17 protein-coding genes are annotated in these 18,025 nt (G+C 45.9%); 9 read left to right on the top strand and 8 right to left on the bottom strand.

The annotated features are described in order from the left end of the window. Positions 1-260: hypothetical protein (locus tag Q0081_RS11635; RefSeq protein WP_298353104.1), on the bottom strand; the 260-nt coding region annotated here is incomplete at its 3' end. Here Q0081_RS11635 and Q0081_RS11630 point away from each other — a divergent pair. The 4 genes from Q0081_RS11630 (at position 235) to Q0081_RS11615 (ending at position 4,659) form a co-directional block, all read left to right on the top strand. Continuing rightward, the gene (locus tag Q0081_RS11630; protein ID WP_298353101.1) at positions 235-1,329 is read left to right on the top strand and encodes a PepSY domain-containing protein; all 1,095 of its coding nucleotides are present in this window, start codon (positions 235-237) and stop codon (positions 1,327-1,329) included. The two genes, Q0081_RS11635 and Q0081_RS11630, sit on opposite strands and share 26 nt — an antisense overlap. A 77-nt stretch (positions 1,330-1,406) precedes the next feature. After that, positions 1,407-1,796 (top strand): hypothetical protein, encoded by a 390-nt coding sequence (locus tag Q0081_RS11625; RefSeq protein WP_298353097.1) that lies wholly within the window; start codon positions 1,407-1,409, stop codon positions 1,794-1,796. Positions 1,797-1,876: 80 nt separating this feature from the next. Next, positions 1,877-2,317 (top strand): hypothetical protein, encoded by a 441-nt coding sequence (locus Q0081_RS11620; RefSeq protein ID WP_298353092.1) that lies wholly within the window; start codon positions 1,877-1,879, stop codon positions 2,315-2,317. Next, complete coding sequence (locus tag Q0081_RS11615) at positions 2,314-4,659, top strand: TonB-dependent receptor (RefSeq protein WP_298353089.1); 2,346 nt, start codon at positions 2,314-2,316, stop codon at positions 4,657-4,659. Before Q0081_RS11620 ends, Q0081_RS11615 begins: the two co-directional genes overlap by 4 nt. A gap of 59 nt (positions 4,660-4,718) precedes the next feature. On the opposite strand, the gene Q0081_RS11610 is transcribed toward Q0081_RS11615, so the two are convergent. Both Q0081_RS11610 and Q0081_RS11605 read right to left on the bottom strand, forming a co-directional pair. Then, positions 4,719-4,994, bottom strand: coding sequence for a Txe/YoeB family addiction module toxin (locus tag Q0081_RS11610; RefSeq protein WP_298353087.1), 276 nt, complete (start codon positions 4,992-4,994; stop codon positions 4,719-4,721). After that, positions 4,966-5,229 (bottom strand): hypothetical protein, encoded by a 264-nt coding sequence (locus Q0081_RS11605; RefSeq protein WP_298353084.1) that lies wholly within the window; start codon positions 5,227-5,229, stop codon positions 4,966-4,968. The genes Q0081_RS11610 and Q0081_RS11605 overlap by 29 nt, the downstream gene beginning before the upstream one ends. 56 nt (positions 5,230-5,285) lie before the next feature. On the opposite strand from Q0081_RS11605, the gene Q0081_RS11600 reads away from it, so the two are divergent. Beyond that, the gene (locus tag Q0081_RS11600) at positions 5,286-6,488 is read left to right on the top strand and encodes an exo-alpha-sialidase (protein ID WP_298353081.1); all 1,203 of its coding nucleotides are present in this window, start codon (positions 5,286-5,288) and stop codon (positions 6,486-6,488) included. A 73-nt stretch (positions 6,489-6,561) separates the two neighbouring features. On the opposite strand, the gene Q0081_RS11595 is transcribed toward Q0081_RS11600, so the two are convergent. Next, the gene (locus Q0081_RS11595) at positions 6,562-7,671 is read right to left on the bottom strand and encodes an alanine--glyoxylate aminotransferase family protein (protein WP_298353078.1); all 1,110 of its coding nucleotides are present in this window, start codon (positions 7,669-7,671) and stop codon (positions 6,562-6,564) included. A 140-nt stretch (positions 7,672-7,811) separates the two neighbouring features. Then, the gene (locus Q0081_RS11590; RefSeq protein ID WP_298353076.1) at positions 7,812-10,646 is read right to left on the bottom strand and encodes an FAD-binding and (Fe-S)-binding domain-containing protein; all 2,835 of its coding nucleotides are present in this window, start codon (positions 10,644-10,646) and stop codon (positions 7,812-7,814) included. 81 nt (positions 10,647-10,727) lie between these two features. Here Q0081_RS11590 and Q0081_RS11585 point away from each other — a divergent pair, with 81 nt between their 5' ends. The 3 genes from Q0081_RS11585 (at position 10,728) to Q0081_RS11575 (ending at position 14,422) form a co-directional block, all read left to right on the top strand. Beyond that, positions 10,728-12,488, top strand: coding sequence for an L-lactate permease (locus tag Q0081_RS11585; RefSeq protein WP_298353073.1), 1,761 nt, complete (start codon positions 10,728-10,730; stop codon positions 12,486-12,488). Positions 12,489-12,638: 150 nt separating this feature from the next. After that, positions 12,639-13,187, top strand: coding sequence for a DinB family protein (locus tag Q0081_RS11580; RefSeq protein ID WP_298353071.1), 549 nt, complete (start codon positions 12,639-12,641; stop codon positions 13,185-13,187). Positions 13,188-13,345: 158 nt separating this feature from the next. Then, complete coding sequence (locus Q0081_RS11575) at positions 13,346-14,422, top strand: glycosyltransferase family protein (RefSeq protein ID WP_298353068.1); 1,077 nt, start codon at positions 13,346-13,348, stop codon at positions 14,420-14,422. Between the two features lie 86 nt (positions 14,423-14,508). Here the strand turns inward: Q0081_RS11575 and Q0081_RS11570 are convergent, their stop codons facing one another. After that, complete coding sequence (locus tag Q0081_RS11570; protein ID WP_298353065.1) at positions 14,509-14,901, bottom strand: hypothetical protein; 393 nt, start codon at positions 14,899-14,901, stop codon at positions 14,509-14,511. 131 nt (positions 14,902-15,032) lie between these two features. Between Q0081_RS11570 and Q0081_RS11565 the strand changes: the two genes are divergently transcribed. Continuing rightward, a complete protein-coding gene (locus Q0081_RS11565; RefSeq protein WP_298353062.1) occupies positions 15,033-16,019 on the top strand; it encodes a formylglycine-generating enzyme family protein in 987 nt (328 codons plus the stop codon). Positions 16,020-16,059: 40 nt separating this feature from the next. On the opposite strand, the gene Q0081_RS11560 is transcribed toward Q0081_RS11565, so the two are convergent. Together Q0081_RS11560 and Q0081_RS11555 are read right to left on the bottom strand one after the other, a co-directional pair. Beyond that, on the bottom strand, positions 16,060-17,022 hold the full coding sequence (locus tag Q0081_RS11560; RefSeq protein WP_298353058.1) for an MlaD family protein: 963 nt from the start codon (positions 17,020-17,022) through the stop codon (positions 16,060-16,062). Between the two features lie 89 nt (positions 17,023-17,111). Next, the gene (locus tag Q0081_RS11555; RefSeq protein WP_298353055.1) at positions 17,112-17,900 is read right to left on the bottom strand and encodes an N-acetylmuramoyl-L-alanine amidase; all 789 of its coding nucleotides are present in this window, start codon (positions 17,898-17,900) and stop codon (positions 17,112-17,114) included. Between the last annotated feature and the right edge of the window lie 125 nt (positions 17,901-18,025).

Here is an 18,025-nt window from a genome sequence, read left to right as displayed (position 1 = left end):
CCTTTTGCTTTGCCATTGTTGGTGTTCAACAATCCAACTGCTACGAGTTCGTTGTCGGTCATAAGACCAACAACGGCAAAAAAAACAACGACGGGCCCTTTTGCTTTGCCATTGTTGGTGTTCAACAATCCAACTGCTACGAGTTCGTTGTCGGTCATAAGACCAACAACGGCAAAAAAAGCTATTTTTGCACTTTGTGACTTTACAGCACCACCTAACCGGTAGTCCTTACCAATGACCATAAACCGATACCTGTTCACGATTCACTCTTGGTTTGGTCTCATCACCGGGATATTTTTACTGATGTTGGGATTGAGCGGCTCATTGTTGATTTTTAAGGAAGAACTTGATCATTCATTTTACCATGACCTGCTTACTGTCAAGCCGCAGGAAATCCCCCTTTCGCTCGACAGTCTGTATAAAATCACCGTAAAACACTACCCAAATTTGGACGGTATGGCATGGAACAATCCGACCGCTCCCAAAGACCATTCCTATGAATTCCGATTGTATCTCAACGACAGCCGCCTGATTTCGTATGATTTGGGGTTAATCAACCTCAATCAGTACACGGGCGAAATCCTTCGGCAGGGACGAGGAGATGATTTGGAAGTAGGCTGGATGGAATGGCTGTATCAGTTTCATTTTTCCTTTCATTTGGGAGTGCCCGGGGCTGCTCTGGTGGCGATTTTTGGAATTGCGATGTTGATTTCAGTGTTTACGGGTCTTGTCATCTATCGAAAATTCATTTGGAAAGTCGTGACGTTCAACGTTCGTTTTAACCGTAAAAACCGACGTACCATCACCTCCTCTCTGCACCGAATTACGGGCGTTTGGGCGTTGGTATTCAACGTGGTCATTCTTTTTACGGGTTTTTGGCTCAACCTATTTGCCTTTGAAAAAGGAGCGTGGAAGAAAGAAATGATTCCTACGCCGCCCAATACGTTGGTTAAAGTTTCGCTTGATAGTCTTTATGCCCAAGCCCTTCAAAAAATACCTGATTTAACGCCAACTTACGTGTATTTGCCTACACAGCCTGAGCGTACCTTTAATATACGGGGAATTCGTAAAGGCCAAAACCCTTTGTTTGAAGGCGGAAATTCCGTTCAATTTGACGGGCAAACAGGTCAGTTTGTGAGCCAAACCACCTTTGAAGATTTATCGTTTTGGCAGCAGGTACAGGCTACTTTTTATCCGCTGCACATAGGCAATTTCGGGGGAATTGCGCTCAAAATTCTCTACATTATTATTGGCCTGACGCCCGGATTGCTATCTGTTACGGGTTTTCTACTTTGGCGGCGCAGGAAAACAAAGGTATCCAGCATCTAAGGAACGTGAATATATTGATTTTAATCATCTTCTCTGCTTCAAAATCACTTACCTTTGCAGCATAGAGAAACCTAAACATGGCATACAAACGGCACATATCACTTTTTTTGCTGTTGCTTATCAGCCTCAAAACGCTGGTGGTGCCGTTTGTTTATTTGGATTTTGAATTACGCAAAGAACACATCATTCAAAATCTTTGCGAAAACCGTTACAAACCTCATCTTCATTGCGACGGAAAGTGCTATTTGGCCAAACAACTTCAAAAAGTAGCCGAAGGACACGCCCGCGACGATGCTCAAAAACAGAGCGATTCGGCCAAACGGGTCATTCAGGAAGTATTTGAAGAAAATCCGTTGGATTTTTCAATGACTTTCACTCTGCCTCTCAATTTCAAGCTTTTCAGTTTATTTTCTTCTTCCCTGCACAAAGGCTTTTTATCCAAGCCCGTTGTGCCTCCGATTGCCTGATTTTTTGTATTGAAAAAGCCATTCCCAATCTGTCACAAAAGGACAGTTGTGCTTTTTTACACATAGGCAACGATACATACATGAAAATCAACCCATTAGTACTAATTGGGGTAGTGCTGGCGGCTGCCTGTCAAAACGAGGAGCAAAGCCAACTAGATACCCTGGAAAAAGACGTGATGATGATTCACGATGCTGTCATGCCCAAAATGGGTGAGTTGGTAGCATTGGAAAACGCCATTCGCAGGCAAATTTCCCAAACCGACAGCTTGCTCAAAATCACGCCCAGCGACTCCGCGCTGCAACAGCTGCTGGAGCAATCTATTCACCTTTCGTCTCAACTCAAGCAGGCCGACGATGCCATGATGGATTGGATGCACAATTACCGAGGTGACTCACTTAGGAAACTACTCCCATCCCAAGCCATTCAGGCATTTACGCAGGAGAAAATCAAGATTGAGCAAGTCAGCGACGACATGCTCAAGAGCATTGAAGAGACACAAAACTTTCTGAAACAAAAATGAAAAATATAAAATTAGTATTCCTGCTTCTTGTGGGAATGTTTGCCCGCGAAGCCGCGGCGCAACACCTTGTTAAAGGAAAAATCTTTGATGCCGTTACCAAAGAACCCGTCGTGGGGGCCACCATTCAAATACTGACCACCACTGATGGAACAGTGACTGACCAAAACGGCCAATTCCAGCTAAAATCAGTGCCTCAAAACGCCAAAATTAAAATCTCGACGATTGGCTACTCCTCTCAGGAACTGACCGTTACCGACACCAAACCCCTAACGATCTCGTTGGAACCCGCCGTTGAGAATTTACAGCAAATTGTGGTAACGGGCAATCGGGAAGCGGCGTTGCGCACTGAATCACCGATGGCTATTTCACGATTGACGCCCAAACAAATCGACGAAGCCAAGGCCACAGCCCTGTTTGAAATTGTCAACAAAACGCCGGGCGTGATGATGGTTAACCTAAACAACGAACAACACATGATGGCGATTCGCCAACCGATGACTACCAACGCTTACTTTCTATACATGGAAGACGGCGTTCCGATTCGGCCCATGGGTGTTTTTAACCACAATTCGATTTTGGAGTTCAATCAATTTGCCATCAGTTCGGTGGAAGTCGTGAAAGGCCCGGTTTCTTCCATTTACGGCCCCGAAGCGGTGGGAGGCGCGGTCAATTTTATCACGCACCGACCCACCTCCATTCCCACGGCTAAAATCGGTATTCAGGCCGACCAATGGGGCTATCAGCGTCTGCAATACGGCGCGGGGGGAATGAAGGGCAAATTTGGCGTGTACGTAGGCGGGTTCATTGCCCGTCAGCGCAATGCGTGGATGACGAGTTCTGATTACGACAAAAACGCCGTGAATGCGCGATTAGAGTATCATTTTACGCCTAAATCACGGTTGATTTATACGCTTTCCTACAATAATTACGACTCACAAACGAGCGGTAGTGTGGACAGCGTCGCGTTTTACAATCGCCAATACGTGAGCACGACTGATTTTACCTATCGCAAATCGGAGTCGCTGCGTACACGTCTGACGTTTGAAAAAGACTGGAATAACGGTTCGCAATCATTCGTCACGGTGTTTGCTCGCGACAACAAACACGGTCAGAATCCGAGTTATGGCATTCGCTGGACAAGCGGCGCCACCACCGCCCGGGGCGAAATCAATTCGAGCGATTTCAAGAGTTTGGGACTCATTGCCCAACACACGCAGAAGTTCAAGTTCATGAATTCCAAGCTAATTGCGGGTACGACGATTGATTTTTCACCGAGTAAGTATTGGTCATACCAAATTGATTTAGCCGCCCAACTTCGCGCCGATAAAAAATCGGTAGAGAAATACGCAATCACCAAGGAACGACCTGATATTCAAATCGCCAACTACGACGCCGACATTCATAATACGGCTTTTTATGCGCAATATGACTTTGAGCCACTGCCTAAACTGCGCATTTCGGCAGGTTTGCGCTACGACAATATGTCGTTTGATTTTGTGAATTATTTGGACAATACCACCGGCAACAAATCGTACAGTCAGACCACGCCCAAAATCGGTTTAACCTACGATTTAGGCCATGGAAAAGGGATTTACGCCAATTATTCCAAAGGTTTCTCACCTCCCGGCCTGACGGCGATTTTCCGTAAGCGCGGCACTCCCCTGCCCAACGGTGACCTGTTTTACTACAACCTCGCTTCCGCTCAATTTGACAATGCAGAGATTGGCGGATGGGCTTCGTTGCTGAACAATAAAGTGTACGTGGATGTGGCTGCTTACCAAATGAACGGCACCAACGAACTGTTGAACATTCGTCAGCCTGATAACTCCACCGACTACCAATCGGCCGGAAAAACGCTCCACCGGGGCATTGAGTTTGGATTGACCTATAAGCCTAACAAACAGCTCTTTGTGCGCTTCGGAGGAACGACCGCCATTCACCGTTTTGTAGAATTTACGCTGAGTCAAAAAGCCTCCGACGTTCTGAAAGACGTGAACGGAAAAGACATGCCTTCGGCGCCGCGTTGGTTGTGGAATTCGGAAATCAGTTATTATCCCAACTGGTTCAAAAACTTCCGCACGTCGGTAGAATGGCAGCACGTAGCCGGGTGGTTTCAGAATCAAACCAATACCGTTCGCTACGATGGCTACAATTTGGTCAATTTTCGAGCAGGCTACCAATGGAAAGGCATTGAACTCTTTACCAACATCATGAACCTGACCGATGCCCTGTACGCTACCAACGCTACCCGAGGCAACGCCCCCACCGACCGCACTACGTTTACTCCCGCCGCACCGCGCACGTTTACGGTTGGGGTACAGTATAATTTTACCGGGAAATAAAAATACGCGGGTAGGGTCTATCAATTAACAGACCCTACCCGTGTCATGCAGTTAAACAATTATTTGTCGCCGTAATGATTTTTAAAGGCAATGAATGTAATAATTTGGTCACTAATCCTATAAATCAATCGATGCTTATCGGTAATCCGACGCGAAAAATAACCTTTCAAGCCGTGTTTAAGGGGCTCAGGCTTTCCTCTCCCTTCAAAAGGAGTTCTCCTGATTTCTTCAATCAATTCAGCGATTTTGAAAAATATTTTTTTGTCTTCGGCAGCCCATTCGATAAACTCTTCAAATGCTTTTGGCTCAAACAGAATGTTTCTTGACGAGTTCATCGAATTCTTGGGATGTAAAAGAAATAACATTTCCTGCCTCTACCGAGGCTTTACGACGAAGTAATTCCTCGTAGTAAGCAGGATTGGCCATAATGGCTTCAGTTTCATCCGTTTCGGTTTCTTCAATTTCAATTTTGATTTTGAACGAACCAGTCCGACGGGCAAATTGAGACTTGATGCGACGAAAAAGACGGTAGTCAAATTCATCCTCGGTCAATTGATACGTAACAGTCATATCGCTGATTTTTTTAACAAATCTAACAAAAACCTTTCATTCTAAATAAAATCACCATGAAATACCTCCTCACCTCCTCATTGATTCTGTCGCTCGGTATTTTCGGTTTTTCCACCATGATCAACCGTAAAACAACGTCCCTTTCCAACGAAAAATTCACGGGCGCAACACCCCGCTTCACCACCGATCACCGTGGCCATCCGGTACTGAGTTGGGTGGAAAAAGACGGTGATAAAGGCTCCTTTTATTTTGCCGTTTCCGAAAACGGCGGACAGACATTTGGCAAGAAAATCAAGATTGATGCTCCTGCTGAATTAACGGTACACGCCGAAGGGATGCCGCGCGTGGCCTTCAAATCCGACGGCAGCATTTGGGCCACGTTTGAAATCAAAAAGCCCACCAAAGAAGCACCGCGCGCCTCGGATTTGATGTACGTTGCCTCGACCGACAACGGCAAAACGTGGTCAGCCCCGAAAGCCATTCACAAAGACACATCGCCCGGTAAAGGACATTCGTTCAGCGACATGATTCGCTTGCCCAACGGGGAATTAGGCTTCGTGTGGTTGGACGAAAAAATGGGAGCTTACGAAGGTCGCAGCGTGAAATTTGTACAGACACTTCCCCAAGGAGGTTTTTCGGAGGAAGTTGTCGTTGACTCCAATGCCTGTCAATGCTGCCGCACGGTATTGTTTATTGATACTGACAAAAACATCCACCTCACCTACCGCGACCTACTCGCCGACGGTACCCGCGACATGAGCCACGCCGTTTCGACCGACGGTGGCAAGACGTTCACTCAACCCCAATTGGTCTACAAAGACCGTTGGAAAGTCAACGCCTGTCCGCACACCGGCCCGGGCATGACTCAGGCAGGCAAAGATTTTTTTGTGACGTGGTTCAGCGGAAAATCCGAAACCCACGAAGCAGGCATTAGAATTGTAAAATTGGGAGAAGAAAAGCTATTTTCCTCCAACCTAACCGTACGTGCCAAGCACCCCCAAATCGCCCATTTGAATGGTGCTATAGCGGTGGTTTGGGATGAATCAGTAGAAAAAAACGGCGAATTTTTCACCAAAATCGCCCTGAGAATCATTGACAAAAACGGCAAAGAATCCACCAATTATTTGACTGCCGATAACGAAAACGCTACGTATCCCGTCCTTTTACCAACGCCTAATGGTTTGCTGTTGGCTTATGAGCTTCAAAAAGGCAATGAAGGAAAGGCAGTGATTGTGTCGCAGTTGGTGGGGGATTTGTAAAATTCAATTTTTCTGATTTTTACGGCAATAGTCAGAGAAGCAACAGCAACTATTGCTTCTCTGAGTAGTTTATTTACATCAATTCATCCAATGCCCCCGTCAGCAGATTGACATGGTTTTTGGTGGCACTTTCGCCCATAATGCCGACACGCCAAATTTTTCCAGCAAACGCTCCCAATCCGCTACCTACCTCAATATTGTATTTATTCAAGAGTTGACTTCTCAGCGCGGCTTCGTCACAGCCTTCGGGCAAATACACCGAATTGAGATTCGGCAGACGATAGGGTTCTTCTACCAAAAACCGAAAACCTCGGGCTTCCAGTTGTTTTCTAAGGTATTGATGCACTTCTTGGTGTCTGGCCCAACGCGCCTCTAATCCTTCTTCCAACACAATGTTGAGTGCTTCGTGCAGGGCATAGACGGAGGAAACGGGCGCGGTGTGGTGGTAGGCTCTTTTAGCCCCCGCCCAGTAGTTTTTGACCATGGTCAAATCCAAAAACCAACTCTGCACTTTCGTTTTTCGGTTGTCTAAAACCTTCACTGCTGCCTCCGAAAAACTAACGGGCGACAGGCCCGGAGGAGCGGAAAGGCATTTTTGAGTCCCCGTATAAATGGCGTCAATTTGCCATTTATCCACTTCCAAAGGAACCCCGCAAAAGGAAGTAACGGCATCCACTACGAACAACGCACCGGCTTCGTGGACTATTTTACTGATTTCTTCCAAAGGTTGTAAAGCTCCTGTAGAAGTTTCGGCGTGAACAATGGCCAGCAACTTAGGTTTGGGGCAAGCGTCCAACGCTTTTTTTACTTGGTCAGGCTCAGTTACTTTTCCCCATTCGGTATCAATGCGATGTACCTTGGCACCGCATCGCTCGGCAATATCCACCATGCGGCCCCCAAAAACACCGTTGACACAGATAATGCACTCATCGCCGGGTTCCAACAGATTGACCAAACAGGTTTCCATTCCCGCGCTGCCGGGAGCTGAAACAACGAACGTAAGCAGGTTTTCAGTGATAAAGCACTGCTGAACCATGCTTTTGACTTCGTCCATCATTTGCACAAAAAGTGGGTCGAGGTGCCCGTACAAAGGCGCAGACATCGCTCTTAAAACGCGCGGGTGAACATCCGAAGGGCCGGGGCCCATCAATACTCTGGGAATGGGGTTGAATTTATAGGTCATGTTGTATTCAATTATTTTTCAGGGTTAAAGAATATAAATCTGTAAGCATCCGCGTCGTCCGCGTTGTTTTGATAATCAATAATGGCAATGGCGCAAAACTGAAAAATCCTTAAATAACTGATTATCATTCACTAAATCACTCATTCACAATTAGAACTTACTTCATCCAACAATTTTAAAATAGATTCGTAATTTTTGCCAACTGCTTCCGAGAGCGCCATTTCGCAGGTTTTAGAGGTGGAATAATATCCGTCGTAGTCCATCTGTTTCACCTCCAATGCCTCATTTTTGGTAGCTGCCTTGGTGAGTTCAGGATAATAAAAGCCTCGGTCACCCGCCATGCCGCAGCAACCGGCAAAAGCAGGAATATCAGCTTGAACAGCGCAGGCTTTACCAATGCGTTGGAGTTTGCCCATCGAACCCATTTTATGTACCGAACAAACGGGATGAAAAACAATTTTATCTTTGCGGGCCGTGATTTTCAGTCGTGGCAGTAACACATCTGACGCAAAATCGATCACGTCTAACAGGGCCAGTTTATCAAAACGGGCTTTGTTTTCGTCCGTCAAATACGGACGCGAACTTTTGAGGGTTTGGGTACAACTCGTCACATCCATGACAATGGGCGTGGTGCCTTCCTGCGAATGTTCCCACAATTTTCCCAGAGTCTGATTGGCCGTCAAACGATACGCTTCTGTAAAACCTTTGGAAGAGAAAATTTGACCACAACACGTACCTTGACTGTCTTTTGGAATAACTACCGATACGTTGGCTTTGCGGCAAACCGAAGCAAACGTTTGGAAAATATCGCCGCCCATCATGCGGGAAATACAAGATGAAAAATACACAATGGTCAATGGGGAGACTGTGGTGTCATTGCCGTTTATGGCCCTGTTTGAATTTACCGGAGCCAAAACAGGAGGCCCGGGAGCTTGCATTTGATTTGACCACTTCGGTAAAGAAGGAATGACTTTTCGGCCAAAACCGGTCAAATTCACCATAAATTTCTCCCCCAAAATACCGTTGAGAAAAACGCCCGATTGGACGCCCAATCGGGCTGTTTTTTCCAACGCGGTAAAATTTTTGGCCAGAAAAAGGGCGGTCTTGTTCTGAAACGGCGAATGATTTTCTCGCCTCAAACGCTTCACCAACTCGCCCGTATTGATATCTACGGGGCAGTTGTTGGCACACATCCCATCCACCGCGCACGTTTCAATGCCGTCATAGTCATAATCTTTCAACAGCGCCTCTTTCTCAATCTTTTTTCCTGCGGCATCCAATCGCTCAATAGCGCGACGAACCCCGATGCGGCGGCGCGGCGTCAGGGTTATATCCCGACTCGGGCAGCTTGATTCGCAAAACCCGCATTCAATGCACTTGTCTACCTCTTCTTCCACAATAGGCATGACTTTGAGGTTGTGAACGTGCGTCAGTTTATCGTCGGTAATGATGATACCAGGATTCAGCAGATGGGTAGGGTCAATCAGCGCTTTGAGCTTTTTCATAACCTCATAAGCGTCTGTTCCCCATTCGGTTTCGATGTAGGCCGATACAGCCCGACCCGAACTATGCTCCCCCTTTAACGCTCCGCCGTATTTACTCAAAACCAAATCGAACAACTCATCATTGAATTTTTCGTAATGGTCAATGTCGGGTTGAGTGGCGTAGGATTGCGAAATGACAAAGTGCAGGTTTCCGTCTTTGGCGTGGCCAAAAATGATGCCGTTTTCGTAGTTGTATTTATCGAACAAGTGCTGCACGTCCACGACGGCTTCGCCCAATCGTTCTACGGGAAATGTAAAATCTTCCATCAACGCCGAAGTACCTTTTGCCCGCATCCCGGCCACGGACGGGTACATGCCTTTACGAATTTTCCACAGCAACGCCTGTTGCTGCGCATCCTGCGTAAATTCGGGCTGAAACAGCAAAGGTAATTGCGCAAAAATCGGTTTAGCTCTTTCGTATTTCTCCTCCAGAGCCGCCTGCGTATTTTCCTGAAATTCGCATAAAATAGCGGAGGCCGTGGGCGATAACGTTTTTAGAAAGGACGGAACACCGGGCATGTCCTCTACCGACCGCAACGAAGCTCGGTCCATAAATTCAAGGGCTTCGGCTCCCGTCGATTTTAAGGCAGGAATGGTAGTACAGGCGGCTTCGGGCGTATCGAAATAGAGCATTGCCGTCATCTTGTAAGGCAAATCAGGAACGGTGTTCAGTACGGCTTCTGCAATGAACGCCAACGTGCCTTCACCTCCGATGATGAGATGCGCCAACATGTCCAAAGGATGCTCAAAATCCACAAAGGCATTCATGCAATACCCGACGGTGTTCTTTTGTCGGTACTTTTTACGGATTTTTTCCACCAAAGGGGTATTGTCCAACACCTCCCTGCGTAACGCTCGCAGTCCGTTGGCAATATCGGCCGCTTCGGTTTCAAACCGTGCGTAATCTTCGGGTTTTTCGGTAGAAAAAACCTGTCCGTTGGGCAATACAAACGTCAGGTATTGAAGGGTATGGTACGAATTATGCACCACACCGCAGCACATGCCGCTGGAATTGTTGGACAAAATCCCTCCCATCATGCAAGCGTTGATAGAAGCGGGGTCGGGGCCTATTTTACGTCCGTATTTTTTCAGGGCAATATTGACGTGCGCTCCAATCACGGAAGGTTGTACGCGTACCGTTTCTCCGTTGTTTTCAGGGATTACTTTTCGCCAATAATTACTCAAATCCACCAAAACACCGTCCGTTATTCCCTGCCCCGACAAGCTTGTCCCGCCCGCCCGAAAGGTAATATGAATGTTGTGTTCGTGTGAAAAGGTAAAAATTTTTTGAATTTCTTCAATGGTAGTGGGCTGAACGACAGCCTGCGGCACCAAGTAAAAATGACTCGCGTCGCTCGCGTACGCGTAGCGGTCAATCAAGCGAGTTTTGAGGCGTTCTTTGGGCAAAATACGATGGAGAGCGTCGAGCATGAGAAAATATCAGTAATAACTTATATAAAAGGTAGAAACGCGGCCGATTTACCTTTGCCGTTACGAAACCCCTCGAAAACCATGAAATGGACCCAACTCACTGACCCTTTTCACAACATTGCCCTGTCTGCTTTGGTAGCAGCAGTTCCTGTCTTGTTTATTTTCTTTCTGTTGATCAAAAAAACGAAAGGCTATTGGGCCAGCCTGCTCACGATGCTGTTGGCTATCGTCATGGCTATTTTGGTGTATGGAATGCCCGTTAAACTCTCCGGACTATCCGCATTGCACGGAGCGCTTTACGGGCTTTTTCCCATCGGTTGGGTCATTATCGGAGCCGTGTTTTTATTCAATGTGACGGTAAAAAGCGGTCAATTTGAAGTTATCAAAAACTTCATGGCCTCCATCACACCCGATCGACGGTTACAGGCACTTTTGATTGCTTTTTCTTTTGGTGCTTTTTTGGAAGGAGCAGCCGGTTTCGGAGCCCCCGTTGCTATTTCGGGAGCTATGTTGGTGGGTTTGGGGTTTAATCCACTCTACGCGGCCAGCATTTGTTTGATTGCCAATACCGCCCCCGTGGCTTTTGGTTCGGTAGGCACCCCCATTATCATAGCGGCACACGTCACCGACATTCCAGAATTAGCTATTTCTCAAATGGTAGGTCGCACGCTTCCTTTTTTGTCCGTGGTGGTTCCTTTCTATTTGGTAGTGCTGATGGCCGGCTTCAAAAAATCACTGGAAGTATTGGATGCCATTTTAGTTTCCGGGGTGTCTTTTGCTTTTTTTCAATGGTTTACCTCCAACTACCTGGGGCCCATGTTGCCCGACGTCATTGCCGGCATTGCCTCTATTGTTTGTTTGATGATTTTTTTGAAATTTCGGAAACCTCCCCCTATCTGGCGATTTAAAGAAGAGCCGCCCCAAACGATTGATTCTGAATTGCACTATACGGGAGCCGAAGTATTTCGAGCTTGGTCGCCCTTTATCATTATGACCGTTTTTATTATTTTTTGGGGACTTCAGCCGGTCAAAGAAGCCCTCAATTCGGTTGGATTTATCAAATTTGACATTTCAGGGTTGCAGGGTGCCATTCTGAAAGCAGACGGAAGTATCTTACCCATCAAACCCTTCGAATTTAATTATCTATCAGCACCCGGCACTGCCCTGCTATTGGCGGCTTTTATTTCGTTGCCTTTGGTGGGTTTAAACTTAAAACAAGGACTCACTATCTACGGCGCTACCTTGATGCAGTTGCGATATCCACTCCTTACTTTGGCCTCGGTGGTAGGTTTTGCCTACGTGGCCAATAATTCGGGAATGTTGATTTCGATGGCAATGGCGTTGGCCAGTACGGGCATATTCTTTCCTTTTTTCTCTCCTATTTTGGGTTGGTTGGGTGTTTTTTTGACGGGGTCTGATACTTCATCCAATACCCTTTTCGGCAAACTTCAGGCCACTTCGGCCACCGCCATTGGCCTTGACCCGGTGCTTACCGTCGCCGCCAATGCTTCGGGAGGCGTGACAGGTAAAATGATCTCTCCTCAATCCATTGCTATCGGAGCAGCGGCGGTTGACTTAGTAGGAAAAGAGTCTGATTTATTTCGTTTTACGGTGAAACACAGCTTTCTGATGCTTTTTATTATCTGCATCATTACCGTCATTCAAGCTTACATCACGCCCGGAGTCATTCCGGTGTATGAGAAAATAGAAATCACCTCAGAGGCTCCTTTGAACCGCATTTCGGAAGGTTTTACGTATTTACAGTTTCTACTGGGCATCGTGATTTTACTGGCTGTCTCAGTCCGATTTGCCAACCGAAACACAGTCATAAAAAACGGATAGGATGGCGTGTTGGTACAAAAGTTCAAATTTCACAGGCGGGATAACCGGTAATAGATTTATAATCTCTCCGTATTCGTTAAAGTCAAAAAGGCATAATCGGCAGGAGTTCCTCAGCAGTCACTTATTCTTACAAACTAAATCAGTATCCCCATGAAAATCAGCCGCAAAACCGTTCTTCAATCTCTCTTTGGTGCCCTTGTTTCAGTCCCTGTTTTTAGTGCCTCCCGCAGCAAAAAAGAACTTCAAGCATTCCGAGAGGAATTTGGAGTTGCTTGGAAACGCTCGCAGGATTACACGCTCACGGTTTTCAACCAAATGCCCGAAGAACACTTAGATTTTCACTATACGCCTGAAGCCATGACCTTCCGAACGCAGTTTGTGCATTGCATTACATTCACAGCCATGCAATTGGCAGGGCGTTTGGAAATCAAAAATCCTTATGAGATGAAACAAGACTGGGGAAAGCTTACCAAAGCCCAACTCGCCAACGAGCTTAACGGCTTTTATGCGTGGGTGGAGAAAGTAGTGGGAGAAACCACACCGGAACGCTTGGCCAAGGAAGAAGGTTTTGCGGGTGGCAAAATTCAGGTGTGGCGCTTTTTCTACGCCATGGAAAATCACCTTATTCACCACCGCGGTCAAGCTATTTGTTATCTGCGATTGAAAGGAGTGACACCAGAAGGATATGTGGGATGGTAGCAAACGACGAATGAGGAGGTACGAATGACGAATTTAACGGATAACTCGGTTTCAATAATGCAAACTTCCTAAAAACAACAAATTCATAATTATTTGGTAATGAAGAGGTAATGTCTTTTTCGGTGATTTGGGCTATCACTAAATTGATTCCAAAGAAGTTGAAAAAAGTCCTTTTTTTGGTGCAGGGAGAAGGGCGAGGCCACTTGACCCAAGCCATTTCATTAAGCCAAACGTTGCGTGATGCCGATTATCAGCTCGTGGCTGTCCTCGTAGGTGGTGCGGTCGAACGACCCATTCCTGCCTTTTTTCATGAACAGATTCAAGCACCGGTAGAGGCGTTTCCCAGCCCGAATTTAGTTTTCAATTCGGATGGAAAGGTGGACTTCAAAAAGACCGTTACGCATCACTTACCGCGCATTTTTCGCTTTGGTAAAAGCTTGGAACAAATTAATGAAGCCATCAAACGTTATCAACCCGACCTGATTTTGAATTTTTACGAAATTCTGGGTGGATTTTACAATGGGTTATATAGACCGGCCATTCCAATGGTCTGCATTGGGCATCAATACCTGTTTTTTCATTCAGAATTTCAGTTTCCTTCCAAAGGCCGAATGGACCGTTTTCTGGTCAATTTCAATTCACGGCTTACTGCATTGCGAGCCAAACGGCTACTGGCTCTTTCATTTGATTCTTTGGAGAATCAACCTAATAAACTTGTGTACGTCGTATCTCCCCTTTTACGGCATGATATTCACTCACTAACTGCCTCCCAAAAAGAATACATTCTGGTGTATCTCAACCACCCAGCTTTGTATACTCAAATCCTCGAATGGCATCAGCAGCATCCTGAGGTAGTTTTGCATTGTTTTTGGAGCAAACCCGACGCTCTGCCCGAAGAAAAGATTGACGAAACGCTCACTCTTCATCGCCTCGACGGAGCTAAGTTTTTAGAGATGATGTCAGGCTGCAAAGCTTTGGTTACTACGGCAGGTTTTGAATCGGTATGCGAGGCCATGTATCTGGACAAACCCGTGATGGTAGTCCCCATCCACTATGAACAAGCCTGCAATGCCGCCGATGCAGAACGTGTAGGTGCAGGCGTGGCTGCCGAACGATTTGATTTGTCCATCTTAATGAATTATTTACCTCAACATGAACCGATAGGAGAAAATTTTCGTCGATGGTGCCGCGAAGGAGAAAAGCAATGGTTGGGGCATTTGGAATGTGTTGTATAAAAAACGTCGGCAAGGTTTCATAAAAAACGTCAGCGAGGTTTTGAACCTCGCCGACGTTACAAATAACTCTCATTTCACTTTCAGACCTACTTTCTTCTGCGGTTTCCGCCTCCACGAGGGCCGCGTTTTTCACGCTCGGCGGTTTGCCATTCCTGGTATTTCTTGAACTGTTCTTCAGTCAAAACCGCCTTAATACTCGTTTGGAATTTTTCATTAACTCCTTTCATGCTCTCGCGCATGGCATCGCGGTCGTCGGCATTTTTTTCTCTGATTTTTTGCGCCTCCTGCGTTCGGGACAATTCCAAATCATAGACTTTTTTGGTAGTGGCATCGTCGAGAGTTAATGCCTGTTTCAAGTCAGCAGAAACTCGCTCTGCCCTTTTGACGGGGTCCATTGGCTCGCGTTGGGCAAACGTTAATTGTGCATAAATGGCCAGGGCCATTACGAAGAAGGTGCGGATGATGTGTGTTTTTTTCATGGTTTTTAAATACCGTCAATACGGTTGTTTTTCTGTTTCGTTACCTTTGACTTACAAAATCAACAAAGGTTTAATCGTCCACTGTTTTCCGTCTGATTATGCTACGCTCTTTTTATAATTTACTCTTTGTTTTGGCATCCTCTTTTTTAGTTATTTCCTGTCAAAAACAAAGTGATAATCAACAAGTTGACACTTCGAAAACGCAGACCGCGGTTCTCAATACGGATTTCCTGAAAAAGCTCGAATTTCCTGAAACCGTCAGTGACATTGGCTTAGAGAAACCCAGTGATACAACCGTTGTCAATCCCAAACTGAGCACAATCCCTACTGGCATGGTGTATATACAGGGAGGGGTCGTTCAAATCGGTTCAGACGAAGGAATAGAACACGAACGGCCTTCTTTTTGGGCCAAAGTGCGCCCCTTTCTAATGGACGTACATCCCGTTACGGTAGGAGAATTCAGAAAGTTCATTACGGCAACCAACTTTAAAACCGAAGCAGAAAAATTTGGTAACGGAGGCATTATCGACGAATCTACCGACCAACAATGGATATTGAAAGACGGGGCCAATTGGCATCATCCCATGGGACCTGATTTTCCCGCCGCTCCCGACGACCATCCCGTTACGCAAGTTTCTTGGAACGACGCCAATACCTACGCCCAATGGGCAGGTAAGCGGCTGCCCTGCGAGATTGAGTGGGAACACGCCGCACGCAATGCCCGCAACAGCCGCGATATTTATCCGTGGGGCAACGATATCCAAACGCGGGGAAAGTACAATGCCAATATCTGGCAGGGGAAGTTTCCAGTAAAAAATTACAATGATGACGGCTTTTTGTATACATCCCCCGTTGGAAAATTTGGCAAAACCCCGCTTGGATTAACCGACATGAGTGGAAATGTCTGGGAATGGCAATCCAACCTAAAATTCAACTACGAGGCCCTGTTTCGTTCTCCCGCAAAGGAAGGAGACTTGTCCAACGAACGTGCCGAACGCGGCGGTTCATTCCTGTGTGAACCCACGTGGTGCCATGGCTACCGCGTATCAGGCCGTTCCTCTTCTACCTCCGAAACGAGTTTGTTCCACGTAGGTTTTCGGTGCGTCAAGGACATATAATGAGATAAATTAATGTCATTGATGATATACTGACATAGACTTAGTATTTCAACGTCGTATCAGCAGGGCTATCGGCGGGGCCTTTGTCTTTTTTGCTAAACACAGACACATTTACGTATCGCTTAGGATACTGACGGAAGTTGGTCATCAGTTTATTAACGCTCACGATAGTACGGTTTAAATTATCGTACAGAGCCTGATCTTTCAGCAATTTCCCGGCGGTTCCCTGACCTTGTTCGAGTGCCGTAAGCGATTTTTGAAGCGTGGCAACGGCAGCGTTGGCCTGTGCCAATGTCTGACCAATACGCAAAGCCTTGAGCGAATCGGTCGTTGTAAGAAGATTGCCCAAGATGGGTTTGATGCCTTTTTCCGTTTCAATCAACGACGCCGAAAGTGCGTTCACGTTGGCCAAAGTAGCCGCGATCGCCTGACGATTTTGATCGATGGTTGCATTAATTCCCAAAGCGGTTTTATCAGCTGTAGCCAACAATTTATTAAGCGCATACCCGGTCTGATCAAACTGTTTAACGACCCGATTGAGATTAATGATCAATGAATCAGCATTCTTCACAACCGGAAGAGCCTGTTCCTGCAACAAAGCCTGAATTCCTTTTTCGCTATCTGACAAAAGTGTATCTCCCTGTTGAAGTCGTTTTGCTCCCGATGCTATTTCTAACACGAGCGCACTTCCCCCCAATAATTCGGAGGTCAACTTGGTTTTTGTGCCTTGCGTTACAATGATTTCTTTATTAATTTCTAATGTCACCAAGACTTTATTTCCTCTGTCTTGGAGCAGTTCTGTTTTCTTTACCTGCCCTACCTGTACCCCATTCAATTTGATGGCATTGGAGGACTGAAGCGAGCCGATATTATTAAAAACAACGTAATATTTGTAGTTACTTGAAAAAAAATCAGAGCCTTTTAAAAAACTGAAGCCGAAGTAAAGCATAGTGAGCGTTACTATAGCCATCAATCCAACTTTTACTTCTTTAGAGATTTTCATGTCTGCAAGATGTATGTTATCCGTTACCGCGCGGGCGGCCCCGTTGTTACCTGTTATCAGAAAATACGGATAACTAATAACTGAAATAATTATTTATTTTGTTCTACTTCCTCCTTGTACTGCTTAAAAGCCCGAAATATTGCTTCCGATATTTCGTCCTGTCCTTCTGCTGAGTTGAGGTATTTCTCTTCGTCAGCGTGGCTTAGAAAACCCGTTTCAACCAACACACTGGGCATAGCCGTTTGCCAAAGCACCATAAAACCGGCCTGTTTTACCCCACGACTGTTTCGGTTGGCATGTTTTTTAAATTGCCGTTCAATTTTTCCGGCAAAAGTCAAACTGCTTGCGATATAAGCATTTTGGCGATTGGCCAACATGATATAGGCAAGCGGTGAATTGGGATTAAAACCTTTGTATTTCTCTTCGTAGTCTTTTTCCAACAAAATAACCGCGTTCTCTCTTTTTGCTACTTCGAGGTTCTCCTCCGACTTGTGCAATCCCATCACAAACGTTTCTGTCCCTGACGGACTTACTTTATTTTTGGGAAGTGAATTACAGTGAATCGAAATAAACAAATCTGCCTTGCGCCGATTCGCAATATTGGAACGCTCGCTTAAATCCACAAATTTATCGGAGTTACGGGTCAAAATAATTTTCACATCGGGCATTTCGGCCCTGATTTTATAGGCCAATTTCATTGTAATATCCAAAACAACGTCTTTCTCGCGAGAGATTCGTCCCTTTGTACCAGTGTCTTTCCCTCCGTGACCTGCATCAATCACAATGACTCTGATGCCTCCTTCAGCGTCAGACTTAAAAGTAAAGCTACAAAATGCAATCCAGCTTAAAATCAGTAGGGTTTTAACAGCGCTCGACATGGACTATTTCAACGTTTTGCAGTTATTGCGAATAAAAGCATTTTTTGTATTCTACAATAAATAAAGGAGCCAAAACTCTCTCATTTTTTACCTAACGGCAACATTGGAAAGTTTTGGACTGAATT

Source organism: Runella sp., assembly GCF_027484545.1.
GTDB lineage: Bacteria > Bacteroidota > Bacteroidia > Cytophagales > Spirosomataceae > Runella.
The sequence above is the reverse complement of the archived record's forward strand: the minus strand, read 5'-3'. Positions and strand labels throughout refer to the sequence as shown.